A 20,173-nucleotide genomic window follows, 5' to 3' on the forward strand; every position below is an offset into this window, starting at 1 on the left:
TTTAACGAGGAGGACAAGAAGAACCTGCGTGAGACCGGCAACATGGGGCGTGTGGCGGAACTCAATCTGCGCGGCAGTGAATATACCCCCTGTCTGATTTCCATTGACAAGAGCACCAACGAGCTGGTTGCCGTCCGTCAGGAGCACGTTTACATCCCGCAGGAAGTGAGCGGGGTCAAACTTACCGCAGAGGAAATCAGGCTGCTGAAGGAGGGACAGCCTGTCAAAGTGGAGGGCATGACTTCCAAAGCGGGCAAGGAATTCGATGCCACACTCCAGTACAGTGCCGAGCGCAGGGGACTGGAATTCATCTTTCCGAAAAACCAGATTTTCAACGAACGTTCCATCGGAGGCGTACCTCTCTCGCCCACCCAGATAAAAATGCTCAGCGAAGGACATACCATTCTGGTGGAAGACATGAAGTTCAGGAACAGGAATGACACCTTCTCGTCCTTTGTAACGATAGACAAGGTAACGGGGCGCCCGAACTACACGCGGCACAATCCGGAAACCGGAGAGATTTATATTCCAAAGGAAATCTGCAACGTGCAGCTGACCGCCGAAGACAGGGAAACCCTGCGCAAGGGACAGCCGGTCTATCTGGAAAACATGATCGGGCGCAACGGGGAGGAATTCTCCTCGTTCGTCAAGCTGGATATGAATACCGGCAGGACGATGTATTCACGCACGCCGAACGGATTCAACGAGCAGCAGGCACCGCGTATTCCGGCGGAGGTTTACGGGCACGTGTTCACGGCACAGGAAAAAGCGAACCTCCAGGATGGCAAGACTTTGCTTGTCGAAGGGCTGAAAAACAACGGGCAGACCTTCAGTTCCTACCTGAAAGTCAATCCCTATTCCGGGCAGTTGCAGTATTTTCAGGAAAATCCGGACATCCGCAGGGACACTTCCCGCCGTGCCGCACAGACGGAGACCGCACAGGGACAGCAGCAGGAGCAGAAGAAGGGTGCATCGCAGGCGGTATAGACCTGCCCGGAGAGAAACAGAATCAATCATACAAACCTAAAAAAACGAATCGTATGAATACGGATCAGAATACCCGTCATATTTATAAGACGGAAGATATCGACTGGGACGGTCTGAAGGCCGCAGGTATCAGTAAGAAACAACTGGAAGCGGAAGGCAACATGGAACTGTTGCTGCAAGGAAAGGAAACGGGCATCATTCCGCTGAAACTCCATATTTCGGTCCTCAGCCTGACAATGGATGCCACGCTGAAGCTGGTACCCGACGGCAACGGCAGGCCGGTCATGGAAATAAACGGTCTCCGTCAGAAGGAGGAGGCAGTTTGACCGGGAAACAATAAGTATAACTCACGTTCCGTGCCGTTCCTGACGGTACGGAACATCAAAAGGAAAAAGAATATGATAGCGATAGTGACTGACAAGCCCAATGTGGGCAGAGAGATAGCAAGGGTTTTGGGAGCTGACAGAAAAGAGAACGGATATATGAGCGGAAACGGATACATGGTAACATGGACATACGGCAACATGCTTTCCCTGGCGATGCCGAAAGATACCGGTACGGCATGGGTGGAGCGGGAGAACTTCCCCCTGCTGCCGCCTCCTTTTCTGACGGTACGGCATGTAAAGACGGACACGGGATGGAATCCCGACATCAATGCGGTGCTCCAGTTGAAGGTGATAGCCGGGGTGTTCGATGCGTGTGACACCATTGTTGCGGCAACCGACGCTTCCCGCGAGGGGGAAATGCTGTTCCGGTATCTTTATCGTTTTTTGGGATGCAGGAAACCTTGCCTCCGCCTGTGGATCTCCTCCTTGACGGACGAAGCCATTGCCAAAGGAATGGAAAACCTTCGTCCCTGCAGCCTGTTCGACAACTTGTTCTTGGCGGCAGACAGCCGCAACAAGGCCGACTGGCTTCTTGGAGTCAATTCGAGCTATGCCGTCTGCAAGGCGGTCGGTTTCGGCAACAACTCGCTTGGAAGGGTACAGACCCCTGTATTGGCAGCGATAAGCGGACGGTACCGGGAAAGGGAAAATCACATTCCCGCAGACAGCTGGCCCGTATTCGTCAGCCTCTGCAAGAACGGGAAGATAATAAAGATGCGGCATGTGGAAGATTTCTGCAACCGCCGGGATGCCCTGGAACTTTACGAGGACTGCAAGGCGGCAGGATATGCCCGTATCACGGCGGTCAACAGCCGGACTGAGGAAATCACCGCACCTGCCCTTTATAACCTGACCGGGCTTCAGAAGGATGCGAACCGTTACCATAACCTGACAGCCATACGGGTGCAGGAAATTACCCAAAGCCTGTATGAGAAAAAACTGATCTCCTGCCCGCGCACTTCCAGCCGTCTGCTGCCCGGAGACGTGTATGACATGTTGCCTCCGGTTATGGAAAAGCTGCTGTCCGGCAAGGAATTCCGTCAATATGCCGGTATAGTCGACCTTGCTGCAAGGAAAGGCGTAACCGGAAATCAGGACACGGCGGAGCATCATGCCATTGTCATCACCGGCATACAGCCGGGGGAACTGGACAGGGAGGAAAGGCTGGTTTACACCCTTGTTGTCGGCAGGATGCTTGAAACGTTCATGCCGCCCTGCAAGGTGGAATATACGACGGTTGAAGCGGTCTGTGCCGCACGCAAGTTCCGCATCCGTACATACCGTATTCTGGAAGCGGGGTGGCTCGGTATCTTTCAGAGGGAACGGCTTGTCGCGGAAGACAACGACCTCTGTCCCGTACCCCCTGAACTTTTTCGGGAGGAGAAGCTGCCGGTAACGGGATGCAGCCTTATACACAGGAAATCGCTGCCCGCTGCCCCTTATACGGATGAGGAACTGGCGGACTATATGGACAAGACCGGTCTGGGAACCGCATCCACGCGCACGAATATCATCCGTACGCTTCTGGAGCGTAAATATATCCGGTATTCGGGCAAATACATTATCCCGACCCCGAAAGGTCTTCTTTTATATGAAACGGTACGCGGAATGAAAGTGGCTGACGCCTCCCTCACCTCCGGCTGGGAAGCGGAGCTGGCACGGATTGAACAGGGAGAACTCACACAGAAAGAATTTCTGGATGGCGTATTGGAAACGGTAAATGAGGTTACCGGTGAGATTTTCCAGAAACTTTCGGAAGATGGACAGCCGCATGGTTCCATATAGACGGCTGGGCGGAAGGTACGGAACAGAAGAGGTGCAGACTGGGGTCTGTGCCTCTTTTTTATATATGTACAAGATACGTTTTTCCGCTTTTAAGCGGCAAAGGTCTTGGATTGCCTCGTTTTTGCCGCAAGGCGGCCCCTTTCAGGGGCTGGTCGGCTAAAAGAAAATCATCCTCGCTTCGCTGCGGTATTTTCTTTTGCCAAGCCTTGCGCAAAAAGGCAATCCAAGGGCCGGAGGCCTATAAAATCGGGAAAACATATCCCGATGGGATTATTCATTCTTAAAAATTTAAAGACATGAAACTGAAACTCATCGAAAACATCTGCAGGCAAGTGGTCGCACTGGTTCTGCTTACGGGAATATGCCTGCTTTACTGCAAGGGCGTCATTCCCGTGTACCTGTCTGTCCTGTTCCTTATGTCCGGAACACTGGTCCGTCTCGCCTTCAGGACATTCACCTTTGTCTTGAAAACAATCCTTGTCCTGATTGTCATGGGCATGCTTGTATAACCATCAAATACAGAAGATATGAGAACTTACACATTTACCTCCTCGGCTCCGGTCATGCCGGCTGCATGGCCTGCCACAAACCGGACAACACCTGTCAAAAGACAGCCTCCCTGTACGACAGACGGGCCCAGACGTATCGGCTACTATCTGGAACCGTTGAAAGGCATCGCCTCGAATCCGGACAGGCAGAGAATCCTGAAGGATTTTTTCAAGGAAACTTATGTATAACATTTTAAATTTTACCATTATGTTTTTTCAAGCAATCAACCAAATGATTACGGCAGGCACAGACCTGAGTATCAACATCAGACGGGTAAACGACAATCTGACGGTAGCCGTCGTTCCCAGACGGTCGGGAGTAAAGGCCGGAGAACGCATTGTCCCGCTCATCCTGAACGGTACGCCGGAAGAACTGGATGCAGGATTCCTGCAGGCTGTCGGTGCACCCGTACAGAAAGCGCAAGGTATCCTTACCAACCTGGAATCGTTCGAGAAGCAGGCAGAGCAGGCGGTTTCACAAAGCAAAACCTCCAAGCCTACGGTGGAAAAGGAGTCCAAGGAAGCCCGTGAAAAACGGGAAAAGATGGAAAAACTGCTGAAGAAAGCTGAGGATGCCACGGCAGGAAAGCATTATTCCGAAGCATTAACCTGGCTCAGGCAGGCTAAGGTACTGGCACAGCCGGACAAACAGGCGGACATTGACAAAAAAATGGCGGAAGTGCAGAAGAAGGCATCCGAGGGAAGTCTGTTCGACATGGTACAGCCGCCGGTAACTGCTCCACAGCCATCCTTGCAGCAATCGGCTCCACAACCGATGGCAGCCCCGACGCCACAATACCGGAGCGGAGAGCAAGTTCCGATGTTCATGCCCGAACAGCCTGCTCCGGCTCCGCAACCCGTTGCACAGCCGCAAGTACAGCCCGTACAATATAGGCAACCTGCACCGCAACCGGTTCCTCAGCAGGCTGCTCCACAACCGCAAGACATCCAGTTCCATCAACCGGTACAGGTGCCGCAACCGCAATTGGCGGACAATCGCTGGATGCAACAACCGGCTCCGTCACAGTATGCAACGGTGCAGGAGGCTGCAATGTATAACTTCGACAAGGATTACGAGGATGACCGGGAGCTGCTCAGGGAGGACCCTTATGCGGAATATCCGGACTTTCCGAAGGAATGCCGCATGACGGATATGGCACAAATGGATATGGTATATTGTTAAACCCTATAAAAGAAAAATAATATGGCACTTGAAATCAAAGGATTGCAGAGAGTATTCAAATTCAAGAAGGACTCCGTGGAGCTCGTGTTGGATGATCCGAACAGCGAACTGTCCGTAAACGAGGTGATGGACTTCTATTCCATGACCTACCCTGAACTGACTACGGCAACGGTACATGGTCCTGAGTGGGAGGACGACAAGGCGGTTTACCGCTTCAAGACAACCATCGGAGTGAAAGGGTAAGCGGTATGAACAAGAAAAAAAAGGATAAGGAAACATGCAGACAGCTTTCAGAACAAGCCAAGGATGGACTGGCACGGCTGATTATTCTCTCAGTAAGTTCGTCCCACATCCGAAGGGGAACCTCGGAACGGAAAAGAAGGATACTTCTGCCACCGGGAAGCACAATGCTTTTCTGACCGGTAGAATCACACCCCTTGCACCGGATTATTGGCATCAGGATATGGATAATGATTCTCCGGTCAATCTCACGACTCCGGAAAATTTTGACTATCTCTACCGGTCGGCATCAAGATATGCGGAACTTATGGGCATAAAACTCCCTTTCCGATACAGGAAAGGGGGGTGCCCCCGCCTGAATATTGCCGAGTTGTACAGAGTTATGGAAGAGTGTGTACCGGAGTGTATCAATCTGGAAAAGAAAAGCGGAAGGCTGCATTTCTGTCTGTTCCGCCATCATGACTGGCCGGAACCTGCTTTGTTTTGGATTCCGGTTGATTTTACGGAACGGCTTCCGGTACCATTAAAGGACATTGTCAGGGAGTTCATCCGGCAATTTGTCCGGCATCACGGGCTGTACGATGTTACCGAGACATTTTATTATGACTTGGCCATAGAAGAGCTGGAAGACTGGGGAAACCGGGATTCCGATGCTTCCCCGAAGGAGATCAGGGCGAACAGACGACTGGCGGATTCCTATCAGTCTGGAAAACGGATGAAAGCACTCAGACGGATGTCGGGCAAACCGTTCTGCAAGTCTTTGGAAGAGGCTGTGCGGAATTACCGGACAAAAAAGGAAAAAGAGCTGAAGCTGTTGGAACTGATAGAGGACGGCATGGCATTGATTACTCCGGAAAGCCCGGTCCTGACAGGCTACCAGTACGATTGGGCTTATGAAGAGGAATGCGATTTTCCCCCGGTGGGAATGGAAAGCCAGGTCATGCTGGTCTATTCTACTGGTGATACGCTGATGGAGTGTGTCAAGGAGTATATGAATTCGGACTACCGGGAGGTCTATGCCCTTACTCCGGTCACTTACAAGCTACTGACACCGGAAACGGACTGTCTTTTTCAGATGGATGACTATCCGGAAAGGCTTTCCAGATGGTTGGTGCGTTTTACAGACTATATTGATGACAACTTTTAAAACGAATGAAATGAATGAACTGACTAAGAAACTTCAACAGGTGATGGTTCCCAAAGCGGCACTGATTGCTTACGAATACAGTGATGGCCGCTATGGACACGGGACATATTATCTCGAACTGCATCCGATCAACGACAGAGGCCGGATGGAGGCTGCCGTCCCCGTTACGTATGAATTTATGGACTCCCTTGTGGAATACTATACGGATAACCGGCAGGATGTACCGCATGGGAAAATCCCCGCCAATATGCTGTGGTGCGATACACGCAAGGGACACGAGAGGTACATCTGGTACAATCCTCCAGGAAAACGGCAGATGTTCTTTTCCGAAAGGCTGAATATTCCGGACGGGACATTCCATGTACCCGGTGTCATTTACAGGGTTTCCGGTGACAGACTGGAAATTTTTGCCTATAAGGGAGAAGCACCGGCAGAAGACAGCCCGCTTTTCCTTGCCCCGTTTTTCAATGTAACGGGAAGCAGTGTCTGTCTGGGAAATGCCTCGTTGACTCCTCCGGAAAACATGACTTTCTCAAAACTCCTTGAGTATTGGGAAAAACGCTTCTGGCTCAGTGAATTTTCCCATTTGGGAGGAAGCAGGAATCCCACCGAAAGCAATCTGGTTTCGGTGACGGAAAAGGCACGGACCAATCCGTTTGACTATAACGAATTGAAACCTATGGACAGACAACTTAAAGACTTATTGGTATGAAAAAGATTCATTATACAGACAGATACCTGCTCAATCCCCACCATCCCGTAACCGTTTTCGTAATCGGTGCGGGCGGAACCGGATCGCAGGTGGCCACCAATCTGGCAAGAATGAGTATCGCATTGCAGGCACTCGGACATCCGGGCCTGCACGTGACGGTTTTTGACCCCGATACTGTCACGGAAGCGAATATCGGACGCCAGTTGTTCAGCGAATCCGAGCTCGGACTGAACAAGGCGGTGGCACTTGTAACCCGTATCAACCGCTTTTTCGGCTTTTCATGGGAGGCAAAAAGGCAATGCTATCCGTCAGGAACATCAGATTCCGTTTTGGCGAATATCATCATCACCTGCACGGATACCACCCGTTCACGGACCGGTCTGTGGCGTTTTTTGAAAAAGCATAGGGAACGTTCATACGATGACGAGAAATCACCGATATACTGGATGGATTTCGGCAATGCCCAGACCACCGGACAAGTACTGATAGGTAATGTCAAAAGCAAGATACCGCAGCCCTCCTCCACTGAATACCTGCCTATACCCAAGATGAACGTCATAACGGAGGAAGTCCCTTATTCCACCATCAGGGAGAAGGATTCAGGACCGAGCTGCTCGCTGACTGAGGCATTGCAAAAACAGGATCTCTTCATCAATTCCATGTTGGCACAAATCGGATGCGACGTCCTGTGGCGCATGCTCAGGGAAGGAAGAACGTTCTACCGGGGAGCCTATCTCAATCTTGACACGTTACGGGTAAACCCCATCCCGGTATAGAACACAAAAAGGCGTTTTCCTATTGTCTGGGCAGACAAAGGGAAACTGCCTTTTTTATATTTCCCTCACTTTCTTGTATATATGTGAAACTATTTTTGTATAGTTTTTGGAATTATCCCTTATTTTTCATTACTTGCAAACGAAACAAAATTGTGGTTTATGGCTGGATACAAAACAATAATGAGAACAGGCAGCATTTATAATACAAATTCTGACGGTGTGCCTTTTTTCACGGATGTCTTTGAGGTGGAAAGTATGGAATACTCTTTCGACAGAGGGATCAGCGATAACGGCAAACCTTCCACTCCTATCATTGGCGGTATGGTTACCGTTGCATTCAGGGGATTTCCTCCCCAATATCTTCATAAATGGATTCTTGGAAGTGAAGAAAGGATGAATGTGCAGCTGGAGGTCTTGAATCTATCGGAAGCAAGAATACCCGAAGAAACATTGCAGTTACTTAATGTAGCTTGCATTGCAATGAAGTTTTCTTATGAAGGGTTTGGCAAACAAGGTCTTGTCACAACCATACTCACATTGCAAGGTGAAGATGTTACATTAGGCTCGGACTCTCTGTTTTATGAATGGCAGGAAAGTCGGGATAAACCGCAACGGACAGCAACCATATTCAACTCGACCTATAATGCAGACAAGGCAATTCCCATTGTTGTTGACCCATGTATCAAGGCATTTATGGAGATTGACGGGGACAGAGAACTGAATTCGTATAGTCTGGACTCTTTCTCCATAGAATTTATGCAACGTGTGAATCACAAAGGAGAACCCGCATGGGAAGAGAAAGGAGGATTGTTTTCCATATCACTGAACCATCCTTCAAATTTTCTGTTCAACCATTGGGCTATGTATAAATACAAGCAGCAACACTCCGGTTACATCATTTTCAGGAATCCTGATGGGCTGTCCAGTGCCGTTCTTTCCATTCGTTTTGAGAACGCATATTGTATAAGCTATAAAAAATCCGTATCAACTGCAACCGATGGAATCCTTTTGGAAATGATTTTCACACCGGAGTTCCTGAAGTTCGGAAATATAGATTTCAATAATGGTAAATGGGCAGAAGAGTGATATGGAACATAAGAATACAAATGACAAGAATGAATACCACTTCCAGCTGCCGGAAGTGGTAGTGAAAGGTAAAATGCCGGGATGGATGCGCAGGCAATTGGGTATGGTGCTTCACCGTAATCCTGCATTGTTCAGAAAATGCATGAAAAATGCCACTTCATTAGAGGAAGAACAGTTTTATTTTAATCTGGCTTTCAATGCGGCAAGGGAAGAAACCAGTCAACAGTTTGTTCAAGCCGCTTTGACGGCAGCAGGGATTATTTCCGCCATATCCACCGCAGGAGCTTCACTCGGTTTTACTTCCTTGGGAAAGGTTGGTGGCAGATTATGGGGAAGTTCTGTTTCCCATAATGCAACCTTGACATCACGGCTGACAGCAGCTATGAAAGATATCGGCACTAAAGGAGTGCGTACAGTTTCAAATGCCATAATGAGAAATGCTCCAGGACAGCATACATTGTCAAACATTACAGCAAAAATGCTGTACCCAAAACATACAACACTGAAAATGATACTGAAGGCAGGAGTGGGTAATGCTTCTTGGCAGTATGCTTATAAAACAATTTATAACATTTATATTGAAGATATGAGTTTCAAAGTCGCACAAAAGGAAGCTATGAAATCAATCAATTTTGTAGAAGTAGAAGCTAGTGCGTTGGGATTGCCACTTGGTTTTAGTTCTGCGTTATCGTCTGCCTTTAATTACAGTATAGAAAAACAAGAAAGTGTTTTTGATTCAATTTCTACAGAAAGGTTCCTTATTAATTGGGGATTAGGATATGCTTTCAGTAAAGTGGAAAGCAAGATTCCTTTTGAGATACAGAACAAAAGAGAAATAGTTCTTTCAGTAGGACTGAATACGGCAACTCAAATTCCACATTTAACAGAGACAGCAATGCAAACGGTCTATCGAGGATTAAGATTTGGGGAGATCTTAGATCAAGGGGCTATCAAGTTAGAATTTTCATTAACTCAAGATTTTTTTCAGAACAAGATTGATATTATTTTTCCAAAAACTAATAATAAAGAAACAAATGGTAAATAAGTATATAAATTGGATAAAAGATAATTGTTGGATAATAGTAGGTATCTTATTGGCTGTAAATATGACTTACATCTATTTTTCTGATAAATATTACTTTTATAGTTCCGAAAATGTACGCTATACTATAGCTAAGTACAAAGGTAGTAAATACTTTATAGGGAAAACTTCTACTATGCGTTATAGTTTTTCATATGAAGTCTATGGAAAAAACTATAATACATATACAGAAGCCACTCTGAGCAATTATAATCTTGCAGAAGATAGGCTACTGATTAAGTATTCTGAAAAACAACATGAATATGGTGATGTTATAAAAACAATTGTTCCTAAATGGGTATTATCCCCACCCAAAGACGGATGGAAACAATTCCCTCCCGACATAAACTGGAAAGGTGCTGAGCTGGATACAGCGTATATGAAGAAAATGAATATAGAGATACCATGATTGGTAGTGCCGTGCAGCTTTTCAGCTGCACGGCACTTGCCCATTTGTCTGTCATGACCTGCTCATATCGGTTCAGCTTTTCATAAAGTTTGCCCAATGTTTTTCACCTATATCTTATGGCCATTAATTTTGGCATCATTCTTTTCAAAGTACCGCCGATTAGGGAAAGGGAAGCTTCTTCTTTGCTGTCAGTAGCATAACTTTTCAGGGATGGCATTCACGCTTTTATCTTTTTTTTCCCACGTTTCTGTAAAAACTCCTGTATTTCCGAGCTTCTGTAGAAGTTTTTCCCGTTATCGTCCGTCTGGTAATAACGAATCAGCCCTTTTTCCCTGTAACGGGCGACTGTCCGCAATGACACGTTTAGCAGTTTGGCAATGTCATAGTTGTCCAAAAGCTCGTCTCCGTTCAGGCAGTCCTTCACGCGTCCCATCCTGTCCAGTTTCTTTTCTATACGGTCAAAACCTTCCACTATGGTCATTATCATTTTTTCAAGCACTTCATTGTCTATATACATCATGGCAATTTTCTCCTGTCTTTTTAAAGGTTATTACTGGAATACCCTTTTCTTGTGCGCACTTTCAAGAGTATATGCCATGTTCAGTGAAAAATGTATGCCACATTATCCGTTTATATTGGACGGGGAATTATATAATGCTGCAAATCAATAAAATACAGATATAAAAATAGTATAGGGGAAATTGAAATGTAAAAATTCGAGGTGTAAAATTGTAAAATCCGAATGTAAACTTTACAATTTACAGGTCGTCAGACCTTCTCCGGATCAGGACTGATAGATGGCGTTTCCATACCAGGCGTTTTACTTTTGTCGGCGAAGGCATCTGAAAGGTACGGGCAAGAAATACAGCACCTTCCACTTTGGCACCGGCCCTTTCCAGATTATGGGCGTATTCCATCAGGCTGGATCCGCTGGTCAGCAAATCATCGACAATCACCACGCGCTTTCCGTACAGATCGTTTGACATCATATAGTTGGCGGTATTTATTTCAGAGCGTTTTTCTGAGGTGTGTTTACACTCCCTGCTTTCCGTAATGCATATTAAATCCAGTCCTGAACGGACATAGCCATGCGTTTCCAGAAAACTGGCAATACCTGAGAAACGTCTGTAATAGCGGTCTGATGTGCTGCACGGCATAAACATGGCAGTAATATCCTCATCAGTGGAAAGAAGCAGGAATGCTTGTGAAAAATATTCCGTACAGCTGTCTTTTCCATCCTTGAAATCATATACTTTTTGCACGAATGCCAACTGGTCATCACAAAGCCAGCTTTCAAAGCGTTTGGGAAAATAATAGCCGGCAAACACGCAGCGAATGCTCCCGAATGAGAACAATCGCAACGGACGGACTTTATCAAACAGCTCAGGACAAGTCAGCGCATATAACAGCGGTGCATGAGGATTTCCTGCTATGATGGCTTGACGTAGCGGTTTCTCCCTGTCTTCCCGCTCATCGTAGGCTGCTGCATATTGGCATAGCACCTTGCCGCACTTTTTCCTCCAGTATTGTCCGTATATCCAGAGAACGATAGCCGCTAGTAATAATGTTGCATTGATTATCAGTTCCATATTTCCTGTTTTTTTATTTTCGGACAGATTGCCCGGGATAAAAATACTGTTTTTCCGGTAAAGAAACAGACTTTTAGCCATTCTTTTAATTTGCTTCCCCAAACAGAGCGGTCTCTGACATCTGATGACATCTGATGCCGTTTGATGACATCCTTTTGCCCACGACTTTTACTTCCCGTATTTTCGTGCCGGACAAAAAAAGCAGAGTTTATGGAGTTTGTATGTATCGAAGCTAAGGCATTCATGGAAATGAATGAGGCTTTGGAAGCCGTTGAAAAGAAAATGCGTGAAACATGCGGAGGAGGCATCTGTAGTATGGATGACTGGATTGATAACCAGGAAGCGTGTATGCTTATGAATGTCTCGCCCCGAAAGCTGTTGCAACTTCGGAGAAGCAGGATTATCCCTTACAGCCATATAGACCGCAAGGTATATTACAGGCGTCAGGATATTATACGTTATTTGGAAAACAGTATTCACCATGTAACCCCCGAATCCTTATGACTCAATTCATACTGACTAAAGAAAGCCCTGAGATTATACGTTTTTTTCGGAACATAAGCACCCTGTCCAAAATGCTGGATGATCAGGAAAAAAGCCTTCGTCCGGTTCTGAACGGAGAGCGTTACATTACCGACAGCGAGTTGGCGGAGAAATTGAAGCTGACACGAAGGACGCTGGCTGATTACAGAATGAACGGCAGGCTGCCCTATTACAAAATAGGAGGCAAACTTTTATATAAGGAAAAGGACATTCTTGTTCTGTTGGAAAAAAACAGGGTGGAAACATTTGATCATTGGTAATACCCGTTTCCAAGTATCACGACATAAACATAAGAAAGTCATGGAAACGATAAAAAGAGAGGGGTTCATGGCTTTCTTATTACAGAACCGGCAGATTATACGTTTTTTTATTTTGGAATCATATATCGGTCAGCATTTCTATTTCTTACATGTAAAGGTAGCCTTTTGCTTCTGATGCGCAAGGCGGTCCTTCGGACTGGTTGGCTGAAAAAATCATCCTCGCTTCGCTGCGGTATTTTTTCGCCAAGCCTTGCACTATCAGAGCAAAAGACAAATGTCTGACATGTAAGAGATAGAAATACCGGCTTTGCCAAAGCCGGAAATGTTTAATCACAAAATAAGAAAATTATGATTCAGACAACAAACAAGTATAGCAAAGAAACTTTCATCCGCCTGAACTACTGGTATGATCGGATACACGGACTTGTACAGGAAGATATAGATAAAGTGAATACCATGGTGGAACACATCGAAAAGACACGCTCCGGCCGGTATCCACGAACAGGAGACAACCTGTTCTTTGTTTCCGGTTATGGTGAGCGTTCCCGGCTGTTCTTTATAGATGCCGTATATGGAGATAACATTATACTCCGGGATTTTTCCCGTGTTCCATTCGTGTCCCGTGACAAAGAGGGTATCAAATGCGATATGCATGGCGGTGAGTGTCTGTTGGTAAAGGCAGGCGATGTAAGGTTCAAGGCATGGACTACCGGCCGTTTCAAGCATTGGGGGCATTACGGGGCATGTGAAAACGGGGAGGTTTACTACGATGCGAAAATAGCCCTGTGGGAGTGTGGCGCATCTGAACAGCCGGAAAGCCGGGAATGGTTCAAAATCCATATCCGCAAAAACACCCGGCCGGGCGAGGATATGTACGTCGGAGAAATATCCTGTAAGGATGAGGATGGACTCAAACAGTTTGTCAACGACCATGAAGGTACCATATTCGCAGAAGAGGATTCTCAGGAAATGGTCATGCTGTGTTTCAGGCATTCCGACATGAGGATTTCCCCGGAAGAATGGGAAAAGATGGATTGTCCGGTATCCATGCGTGAGATATACGGACAGATGCAGGAAGTAAAGATTGTAAAAGACCATAAAACGCATCTGACCACATTCTACTATTAACACAGTATCGCCACATGAAAAATCACCCTTGTTTCCTCCTGCCACATATGACAGGAAGGAAACAAGGGTATATCATCAGGCAGTCTTTTCAAAACTTCTATTAGATATGGAGCAGATTGTTCTTCCCGCACAAATATTCATTCAGATCCTTATATCCGGAATATTCATGCGAAAGATCGCATATACGGATTCCGTATTTGTCCTTTAATGCCTGCACCGCATTTTTCCCGGCGGTATCATTATCCAGACAGCAACGGATGCCGTCATATTGTGAAAGGAAAGAAAAAGCCTTCTGTAAGTTACTGACAGAATTCAACACTATATAATCCCCCTCTTCCAAAGATGGAAAAGCCGGTCTGAAAGACAGAAAATCCATAAACCCCTCAAAAATATAGCAAATCCTGCTTTCCGGCGTGCTAATGATGCGACTGATGTCCTTGGGAGCAATACAAGCCTTGAAATACCTGTTCCTGATTTCGTACCCTCCGGAAATATTAGGGAAAGCGATGGCAAAATAATTCTTCCCATTCCGTTTAAAATGAGCTTCCCTGCATATTTTTCGGGCAGTTTCCAGATCGATGCACCGTTCCTTCAGATAAGTAAGCAGTATCCGGTTGGCAAGAGGAATGATTTTCAGATCTTGAAAGGCGGGATATGCCTTTTCAAACGGACAGGAAACAGTAACCGGTTTCAGTACGGCTCTTTTATCCCCAATACACTGTAGTACATAACCTATATCTTGTGTCCGATAAATCTCCTTGGCCAACGTTATAATATCCCCTCCCTTCCCCAAACCGAAATCATACCACAATTCCTTATGGAGGTCAACCTTGAAAGAGGCCTCCTTTTCCGTCCTGAAGGGCGATTTGTACCATACGCTGTTCCCACGCTGTATTACCGGTTCGTATCCGAATCCGGCTAAAAAATCAACAAGTCTAATGTTCTTTGCTTCTTGTATGTTCATGGCATCTCATTTTCAAGGGTTAGTTCACTATTAATACACGACAAAGAACCGCTTTATACCCGAAACATAAAAAGCAATGTCATCAGATGTCATTAAAAGTCATCAGATGACAACTTGTTCCATCAATCAATGCGTAAATACTCCCATCTTCTTGCATGGATACTTGATAGATAAAATTTTCCTTTGTTTATTCATGCAGACATAAGTATAGAGCAGATTCCCACTTGCTTTGTCGATAAAAAGCATCCTTATCTCTCCTCCTTTATTCTTATTGCGACGTTATACAACGTTAAAAAAGAAAATATCTGTGACATTTCGATGTTTTTAATGAGGAATTCACTATTTTTATACTCAAATATAGATTTATCATGGATAAGGAACGATATTTTATGCATTTCAAAGGCGGATTATATAAATTGATAGGGTATGCTTATCATAGTGAAACGCAAGAGGAGATGGTAATCTACCAAGCTTTGTATGGTATGCATAAAATATGGGTACGTCCTAAAACTTTGTTTTTTGACAAAGTAATCCGTGATGGTATTGAAATAAATCGTTTCACTGAGATTGCAGAAAAAGAAATGTCATGCCTATTAGCCCTCAAGAAAAAAAATATCTGAAGAACAAACATAAAGGTGGCAATAATAACAGTAAAGGGAATATTTATGAAAGTTTTTACACTATTTACTGTATTGCTCTTTTTATGAATAGCCATATAACGCAACTGGATTCTGTCTATTTTACGTCCCAATTAGAAGAGTGTTTTGTAGATGATCTTCTTATAGAAGAATCAAATACGGCTCATCGGATATATCATCAAATCAAGGATGTGAAAAATTTATCATGGCAAACAAAACAGCTGAAACATGATTTTGAACGGCAGATGGATATATCATCTGAAATGGGAGAAAATTTTGAACTGAAGTTAGTTCATTCAAATTCCCCCACGATGGTTACTCCTATTCCGGAGGAGATAGTTTCAAGTACTTCAGTCTCATTTTTTCCGGCTGAGAAAAGTCTTAACCAATTGATATTGTCTTATCCTCCTTTCAAGAATGCTATTCAAAATATTACAGTATTGGGAGAAGCAAAAGATGATGAATTGCTGGGTATTGCAGAAGCAATCTTGGGAGTATGGACTGGCTTGGAGCAAAAGAATATTTCTTTGAAGGCAATATCTGATGAAGTAAAAAGAATAGGTAAGGGACTTATTAATATAAAAACCTATCCGAATATCCAAATAGCAGATAGCAGTCAAGAAATATTAAGACGTTTTGATCTCTGTTTTTATACTTGCGGAAATAACCTGCATTGGCATACAAGTAATCAAAAACTGTCAGGCAAAATAATATGGACTCCAGAAATAGAGCAAAAGTTAGAAAATGTACAACCTTCTGATCTTTGGGAATTAATAGAATTATTAAGTTAGATATGAGAACTTATGTAAATTTGACATATGAAGCGAACAGCGAAACGATTCAACAGATACAGGCTTTATCAAAACCTGATATTTCTGTTGACGATTATCGTCATTCCTTTTACTTAGTAGGAAAAGCTTTAGGTAAACTCTTGAATGAACGTACACATGGTGAGTATGGCAATACAATGTTGGCTTGTGCTTCAGAAGATGCTGATTGGTTGGCTCGTGGAGTTTTGGAGAGCTTGTCTCAAAAGGAAGTATCTTTAGCTGTCTTTTGGAATGAAAGAATAACATTAAATGCCTCTACCGGATTAGAATATAGTCCTATTATCAAATCCTATATAGAGCCAATTGACAAATGCCGGACTTTGGTTGTTGTCAAATCCATTATTAGTACATCTTGTGTTGTACGAACACAGTTAACTCGTTTGATTAATGATATTTATCCTCAAGAGATTTACATCGTAGCTCCTGTGATGTATAAAGATGCCCAAGCTAATTTGAAAAAAGAATTTCCTGCTTCCATATCAGATAAGTTCAATTTCTTAACATTTGCAATTGACACCCTTAAAGATAAAGAAAAAGGTATCATTCCTGGAATTGGTGGCATGGTATATCCTAAATTAGGATTAGGAGATATGCATGAAAAAAATAAATACATACCAAATCTTGTCAAAGAACGTATGATGTAATATGGATATATTTTATTGCATATCATATTTTCTAATACTAAATCTGCGTTCACCTTTCAATATCTCACGTTCCATTATAAGCTATTAAAAATGCAGGTGATATTCGTTGCAACAAACTGAGTATTTATGAAAATATAGATAAAGGGGGCGTCTTATTTTTTGAGACAGCCTCCTAAAGATACAAAAAACCAACTAATTCGCAAGACTTTAAGTATGAATTGGCTGGCTGATTTAAAACTTGAATATCCCTAAGGATATTCAAGTTTTAAATCAAAAAAAGCTCATTTGGACTAAAATTGAGTTTTGACACTTCTTACTTATTAGTTACATATTGGTCCTCGCTCTTTCCAATATATCCAATTTAAATTTACTGAAAGGATATTTACAAATCTCATCTCTTCTCAAATAGAATCCCCAATCATCAAATTCTTTTTTTATCAAATCTGCTGGTATAGGTAACATGTTCAAATAATCAAAATAAGTGGGAGGATATCTATTCAATTTTCGAATTATGGAAATTACATTCTCCCGATTCTGTATTGTATCATATCGACAACCCAGGTTTAACAATGCATTATAACCATCTTTTTTATCTCCACCTGTTAATATATACACATCACCGTTTTCTGCATTTTCCCAGTGAGACTTCAAATTATAATCAAAGAAAAAATGACTATCTTGATACTCGTATGGATTGATTATCTTCATTGGAGTTAAGCTCGCATCCTCTTTATCTGATGTGATATCCCAATTATTCTTATGCTGAAAATCGTTACAAGAAGGACAGCTTGGTATCAAATTATAAAAAGACAATCCCAACATTGGATACTTTTCTTTAGGATAAAAATGATCCAATTCTCCTTTCTCCGTCTTAGAGAATACTGTTGCGGGAGTATAATGGATATCTACCATATTACAATAGGGACAGGTCCCCACTTGGCTTTGTCGATAAAAATCATCTTTATTAAAACACTTATCATTATATCCAAAGACAATGAAAATATGATAAAGAATACGATTTAAAATCTTACTAGAATCAAAAGCATCTGAATGCAATTTTGAAATTATACTCCTTAGCTTATCTGGATGGGACACTATAAGTTCCTTCAAGTTTTCCTCTTTAGATAAATACCTCAACAAATCTTCACTAGGTTTATCTCTAAGAATAGATATTTTTTCTTTATTCATTATTCTATTCTTACCAGAAAGAAAGTAATTAATATCATCTAACAAACGCCCCTTTACATTATTGAAATGCTGTAACGCTAAGGCATCTGTGTTTTTAGTTATTTTCAGTTGATACATTATTTCCTAATTTTTTATCAAGAATATTTTTAAGAAAGGTGTCGCCGACCAGTTTGACGTATTTGTCAAGATTTCCATGATTGATTTGAGTTTGTTCATAGAAATAGGATACATCAAAAGAGGTATCATTCATTATCTTGGTCATTAAACTATTAATAACCTCATAAGACACTTTTCCAATAGCACTCTCCTTTAGAAAGAAACTGAAACGAAGGAGATCATACATATTAGCTCCAAAAGATTCTGTCAGTTCCTTTTTTACTTTTGATGTGACAGGCTTTCCTTGTTCTAAAAAAAGGATATTTTCCATTGGAATATCACTAAGCACAAATGGTGAATGAGTAACAAGCAATATGTCTATCCTAAAATTCTTATCGATATTAAGTTTGTTCAAATATTCAATTAAAGTAGCTATTAAAATACGTTGATATTCTGGATGATAATATTGTTCTATTTCTTCCAAAACAATCTGTACACAATTATATGATTTTCGATTTTCGGCATTTTTTATGGTATATATATTATGCACATGATACAATATTGAACTCATTGAGTAAACCAATTGTCTTTCCCCCGAACTCAAATCAGTTATATTAACAACTCCAAGTTGTCCTTTATCCGTTCTATAAGATAAATAAAAACTGGTCTTGAAGATCGGTGGAGGTAACAAATACATAATTTTATCTATCTGAACAGATGAATCCGATCTTTTCTTTAAGAAAGGTTCCAAATCGCTCCAATAATATCTCCCTTCATGATAATAAGGTTCTTCCAAGTAATAAAGAATCTGATGAATTTTCAATGTTATATGACTTCTATCCTTTTTTAACATATCCACAGCCTTACCAAATGGGTTTTCTTGTTTAGAACCTTCTTTGAAATAGACTTGAAAAAAAGAGTACTTAACAAGGATAGACATTGTTTTATAGATAAGATATTGATAACAATATTCTGAATATTCATTATTGCCATTAAGAAATGGAAATCTTTTTATCCAAGCCTCCTTGATTAGTTTTTCCATATCCTCCTTGCTCATATCCTTTATTTTAGCCAAACAAGGATAATAGTTTTTCATCGCATGTTTGACTTTTTGTGATACACCATCTTTATCTAGTTTGATTACAAAAGATTTAATGTCATAATCGGGATGAAAACTAATAGAGTGGTAAAGCTTAAAATAAGAAAAAAAAGCGATAGAACGTTGTTCTGCCAATTCTGTTTCCACATTGATATCAATATTGCCTCGTTCTCTGAAGGGATTCAAAACAATGGGTGTTCTATAACCGTCATTCTTATGAAAAAGAGCTTCTATCCAAAACTTTTTCTTATATCTCCCCATAATTTCGGACTGATATTCCAATGAGTTATAGGCATAATGTGAATAATTGATGACGATCGTATAAAACAGCGATTGCAAATCATCACTATTGTGTCCCATTATATTACCATACTCGTCTGTCCATGAAAAGCCTTCGTTGGAAATAGCGATCTTATAAATGACATTATCTTTTTCATAATACAATTCTGCCTTCAAGCGTTTTACTGGAACCAATGGCTCAGCAGCGTATGTTCCAGATTGCTCTCCTAAGATATAAAAAGACAAATTATTTATAATCCGGATAATTAATTCTACGATTGTACTTTTTCCACTACCGTTCATTCCAACAATAGCGTGCAGGCTAATATTGGATGCATACAAATTATCCGGAACTTGTTGTTCGCCTTTTATCACTTTCCCATCTTTAAGCTCATAATTATTATAAAATGCATAAAAAACATCAGGTCTCAAGTTTTTTATTACATGTTTATTACATCCCTTCAATGGTCGTACACCAATGATTTTAAAGGTTTCCATACGCTCTTTTGTCATTTGTTTTAATAAATTTATACGATAAATGGTTATAAATAGACAATTAGTTCTTGTCATGTAGA

The 20,173-nt window shown here is 42.7% G+C and carries 24 protein-coding genes and 1 pseudogene; 19 read left to right on the forward strand and 6 right to left on the reverse strand.

The window, feature by feature from the left end:
• From KTR06_RS21705 to KTR06_RS21765, 13 genes are all read left to right on the forward strand, one after another.
• Nucleotides 1-987 (forward strand): DUF3945 domain-containing protein (locus KTR06_RS21705; RefSeq protein WP_155152576.1); only part of this gene is annotated, 987 nt, incomplete at its 5' end.
• Between the two features lie 53 nt (nucleotides 988-1,040).
• Nucleotides 1,041-1,313: a DUF4099 domain-containing protein gene (locus tag KTR06_RS21710; RefSeq protein WP_119193985.1), complete on the forward strand. Its 273-nt coding sequence runs from the start codon at nucleotides 1,041-1,043 to the stop codon at nucleotides 1,311-1,313.
• Nucleotides 1,314-1,385: 72 nt separating this feature from the next.
• Complete coding sequence (locus KTR06_RS21715; protein ID WP_217290790.1) at nucleotides 1,386-3,158, forward strand: DNA topoisomerase; 1,773 nt, start codon at nucleotides 1,386-1,388, stop codon at nucleotides 3,156-3,158.
• 296 nt (nucleotides 3,159-3,454) lie between these two features.
• Nucleotides 3,455-3,667 (forward strand): hypothetical protein, encoded by a 213-nt coding sequence (locus KTR06_RS21720; protein ID WP_005858548.1) that lies wholly within the window; start codon nucleotides 3,455-3,457, stop codon nucleotides 3,665-3,667.
• Nucleotides 3,668-3,685: 18 nt separating this feature from the next.
• Complete coding sequence (locus KTR06_RS21725; protein ID WP_005858546.1) at nucleotides 3,686-3,895, forward strand: hypothetical protein; 210 nt, start codon at nucleotides 3,686-3,688, stop codon at nucleotides 3,893-3,895.
• 19 nt (nucleotides 3,896-3,914) lie between these two features.
• Nucleotides 3,915-4,889, forward strand: coding sequence for a PRTRC system protein E (locus KTR06_RS21730; protein ID WP_036631737.1), 975 nt, complete (start codon nucleotides 3,915-3,917; stop codon nucleotides 4,887-4,889).
• A 21-nt stretch (nucleotides 4,890-4,910) separates the two neighbouring features.
• A complete protein-coding gene (locus KTR06_RS21735; RefSeq protein WP_005858542.1) occupies nucleotides 4,911-5,132 on the forward strand; it encodes a PRTRC system protein C in 222 nt (73 codons plus the stop codon).
• 34 nt (nucleotides 5,133-5,166) lie between these two features.
• Nucleotides 5,167-6,276 (forward strand): hypothetical protein, encoded by a 1,110-nt coding sequence (locus tag KTR06_RS21740; protein ID WP_151853339.1) that lies wholly within the window; start codon nucleotides 5,167-5,169, stop codon nucleotides 6,274-6,276.
• A gap of 10 nt (nucleotides 6,277-6,286) precedes the next feature.
• Complete coding sequence (locus tag KTR06_RS21745; protein WP_057098230.1) at nucleotides 6,287-6,988, forward strand: prokaryotic E2 ligase family D protein; 702 nt, start codon at nucleotides 6,287-6,289, stop codon at nucleotides 6,986-6,988.
• Complete coding sequence (locus tag KTR06_RS21750; protein ID WP_146265065.1) at nucleotides 6,985-7,764, forward strand: PRTRC system ThiF family protein; 780 nt, start codon at nucleotides 6,985-6,987, stop codon at nucleotides 7,762-7,764. Before KTR06_RS21745 ends, KTR06_RS21750 begins: the two co-directional genes overlap by 4 nt.
• Nucleotides 7,765-7,923: 159 nt before the next feature.
• Nucleotides 7,924-8,850, forward strand: a complete 927-nt coding sequence (gene tssD / locus KTR06_RS21755; RefSeq protein ID WP_151853338.1) for a type VI secretion system tube protein TssD — start codon at nucleotides 7,924-7,926, stop codon at nucleotides 8,848-8,850.
• Nucleotide 8,851: 1 nt separating this feature from the next.
• A complete protein-coding gene (locus KTR06_RS21760; protein ID WP_151853337.1) occupies nucleotides 8,852-9,895 on the forward strand; it encodes a hypothetical protein in 1,044 nt (347 codons plus the stop codon).
• The gene (locus tag KTR06_RS21765) at nucleotides 9,885-10,340 is read left to right on the forward strand and encodes a hypothetical protein (RefSeq protein ID WP_151853844.1); all 456 of its coding nucleotides are present in this window, start codon (nucleotides 9,885-9,887) and stop codon (nucleotides 10,338-10,340) included. Before KTR06_RS21760 ends, KTR06_RS21765 begins: the two co-directional genes overlap by 11 nt.
• A 19-nt stretch (nucleotides 10,341-10,359) precedes the next feature.
• On the opposite strand, the pseudogene KTR06_RS24815 reads toward KTR06_RS21765, so the two are convergent.
• The 3 genes and pseudogenes from KTR06_RS24815 to KTR06_RS21775 form a co-directional block, all read right to left on the reverse strand.
• Nucleotides 10,360-10,536: pseudogene (locus KTR06_RS24815) on the reverse strand (NYN domain-containing protein); the annotation flags it as partial.
• Nucleotides 10,537-10,557: 21 nt separating this feature from the next.
• On the reverse strand, nucleotides 10,558-10,860 hold the full coding sequence (locus KTR06_RS21770; protein WP_151853419.1) for a helix-turn-helix domain-containing protein: 303 nt from the start codon (nucleotides 10,858-10,860) through the stop codon (nucleotides 10,558-10,560).
• Nucleotides 10,861-11,098: 238 nt separating this feature from the next.
• Entirely contained in the window at nucleotides 11,099-11,929 is an 831-nt protein-coding gene (locus KTR06_RS21775; RefSeq protein WP_192914061.1) for a phosphoribosyltransferase, read from the reverse strand.
• 210 nt (nucleotides 11,930-12,139) lie between these two features.
• Between KTR06_RS21775 and KTR06_RS21780 the strand changes: the two genes are divergently transcribed.
• The 3 genes from KTR06_RS21780 to KTR06_RS21790 all read left to right on the forward strand — a co-directional run bounded on the left by KTR06_RS21780 (nucleotide 12,140) and on the right by KTR06_RS21790 (nucleotide 13,860).
• Nucleotides 12,140-12,433 (forward strand): helix-turn-helix domain-containing protein, encoded by a 294-nt coding sequence (locus tag KTR06_RS21780; protein ID WP_004288683.1) that lies wholly within the window; start codon nucleotides 12,140-12,142, stop codon nucleotides 12,431-12,433.
• Nucleotides 12,430-12,732 carry a helix-turn-helix domain-containing protein gene (locus KTR06_RS21785; RefSeq protein WP_151853417.1) on the forward strand — a complete coding sequence of 101 codons (303 nt, stop codon included), beginning with the start codon at nucleotides 12,430-12,432 and terminating at the stop codon, nucleotides 12,730-12,732. Before KTR06_RS21780 ends, KTR06_RS21785 begins: the two co-directional genes overlap by 4 nt.
• Before the next feature lie 348 nt (nucleotides 12,733-13,080).
• Complete coding sequence (locus tag KTR06_RS21790) at nucleotides 13,081-13,860, forward strand: DUF4121 family protein (protein ID WP_151853416.1); 780 nt, start codon at nucleotides 13,081-13,083, stop codon at nucleotides 13,858-13,860.
• Between the two features lie 100 nt (nucleotides 13,861-13,960).
• On the opposite strand, the gene KTR06_RS21795 is transcribed toward KTR06_RS21790, so the two are convergent.
• Nucleotides 13,961-14,824 carry a toprim domain-containing protein gene (locus KTR06_RS21795; RefSeq protein ID WP_151853415.1) on the reverse strand — a complete coding sequence of 288 codons (864 nt, stop codon included), beginning with the start codon at nucleotides 14,822-14,824 and terminating at the stop codon, nucleotides 13,961-13,963.
• A 368-nt stretch (nucleotides 14,825-15,192) separates the two neighbouring features.
• On the opposite strand from KTR06_RS21795, the gene KTR06_RS21800 reads away from it, so the two are divergent.
• Genes KTR06_RS21800 through KTR06_RS21810 form a run of 3 tightly spaced genes read left to right on the forward strand, consistent with a single transcriptional unit; the run spans nucleotide 15,193 to nucleotide 16,936 of the window.
• Nucleotides 15,193-15,444, forward strand: a complete 252-nt coding sequence (locus KTR06_RS21800) for a DUF1653 domain-containing protein (protein ID WP_051636094.1) — start codon at nucleotides 15,193-15,195, stop codon at nucleotides 15,442-15,444.
• The gene (locus KTR06_RS21805) at nucleotides 15,411-16,253 is read left to right on the forward strand and encodes a hypothetical protein (RefSeq protein ID WP_036631692.1); all 843 of its coding nucleotides are present in this window, start codon (nucleotides 15,411-15,413) and stop codon (nucleotides 16,251-16,253) included. The genes KTR06_RS21800 and KTR06_RS21805 overlap by 34 nt, the downstream gene beginning before the upstream one ends.
• A 2-nt stretch (nucleotides 16,254-16,255) precedes the next feature.
• Complete coding sequence (locus KTR06_RS21810) at nucleotides 16,256-16,936, forward strand: hypothetical protein (protein ID WP_036631691.1); 681 nt, start codon at nucleotides 16,256-16,258, stop codon at nucleotides 16,934-16,936.
• A gap of 324 nt (nucleotides 16,937-17,260) precedes the next feature.
• Here KTR06_RS21810 and KTR06_RS21815 read toward each other — a convergent pair whose 3' ends face one another.
• Nucleotides 17,261-18,241 carry a hypothetical protein gene (locus KTR06_RS21815; protein ID WP_151853843.1) on the reverse strand — a complete coding sequence of 327 codons (981 nt, stop codon included), beginning with the start codon at nucleotides 18,239-18,241 and terminating at the stop codon, nucleotides 17,261-17,263.
• Nucleotides 18,219-20,111: an AAA family ATPase gene (locus KTR06_RS21820; protein WP_192917108.1), complete on the reverse strand. Its 1,893-nt coding sequence runs from the start codon at nucleotides 20,109-20,111 to the stop codon at nucleotides 18,219-18,221. The genes KTR06_RS21815 and KTR06_RS21820 overlap by 23 nt, the downstream gene beginning before the upstream one ends.
• Nucleotides 20,112-20,173: the final 62 nt, after the last annotated feature.

Source organism: Bacteroides sp. MSK.20.12 (assembly GCF_019052435.1).
In the GTDB taxonomy this organism is placed as follows: domain Bacteria; phylum Bacteroidota; class Bacteroidia; order Bacteroidales; family Bacteroidaceae; genus Bacteroides; species Bacteroides xylanisolvens.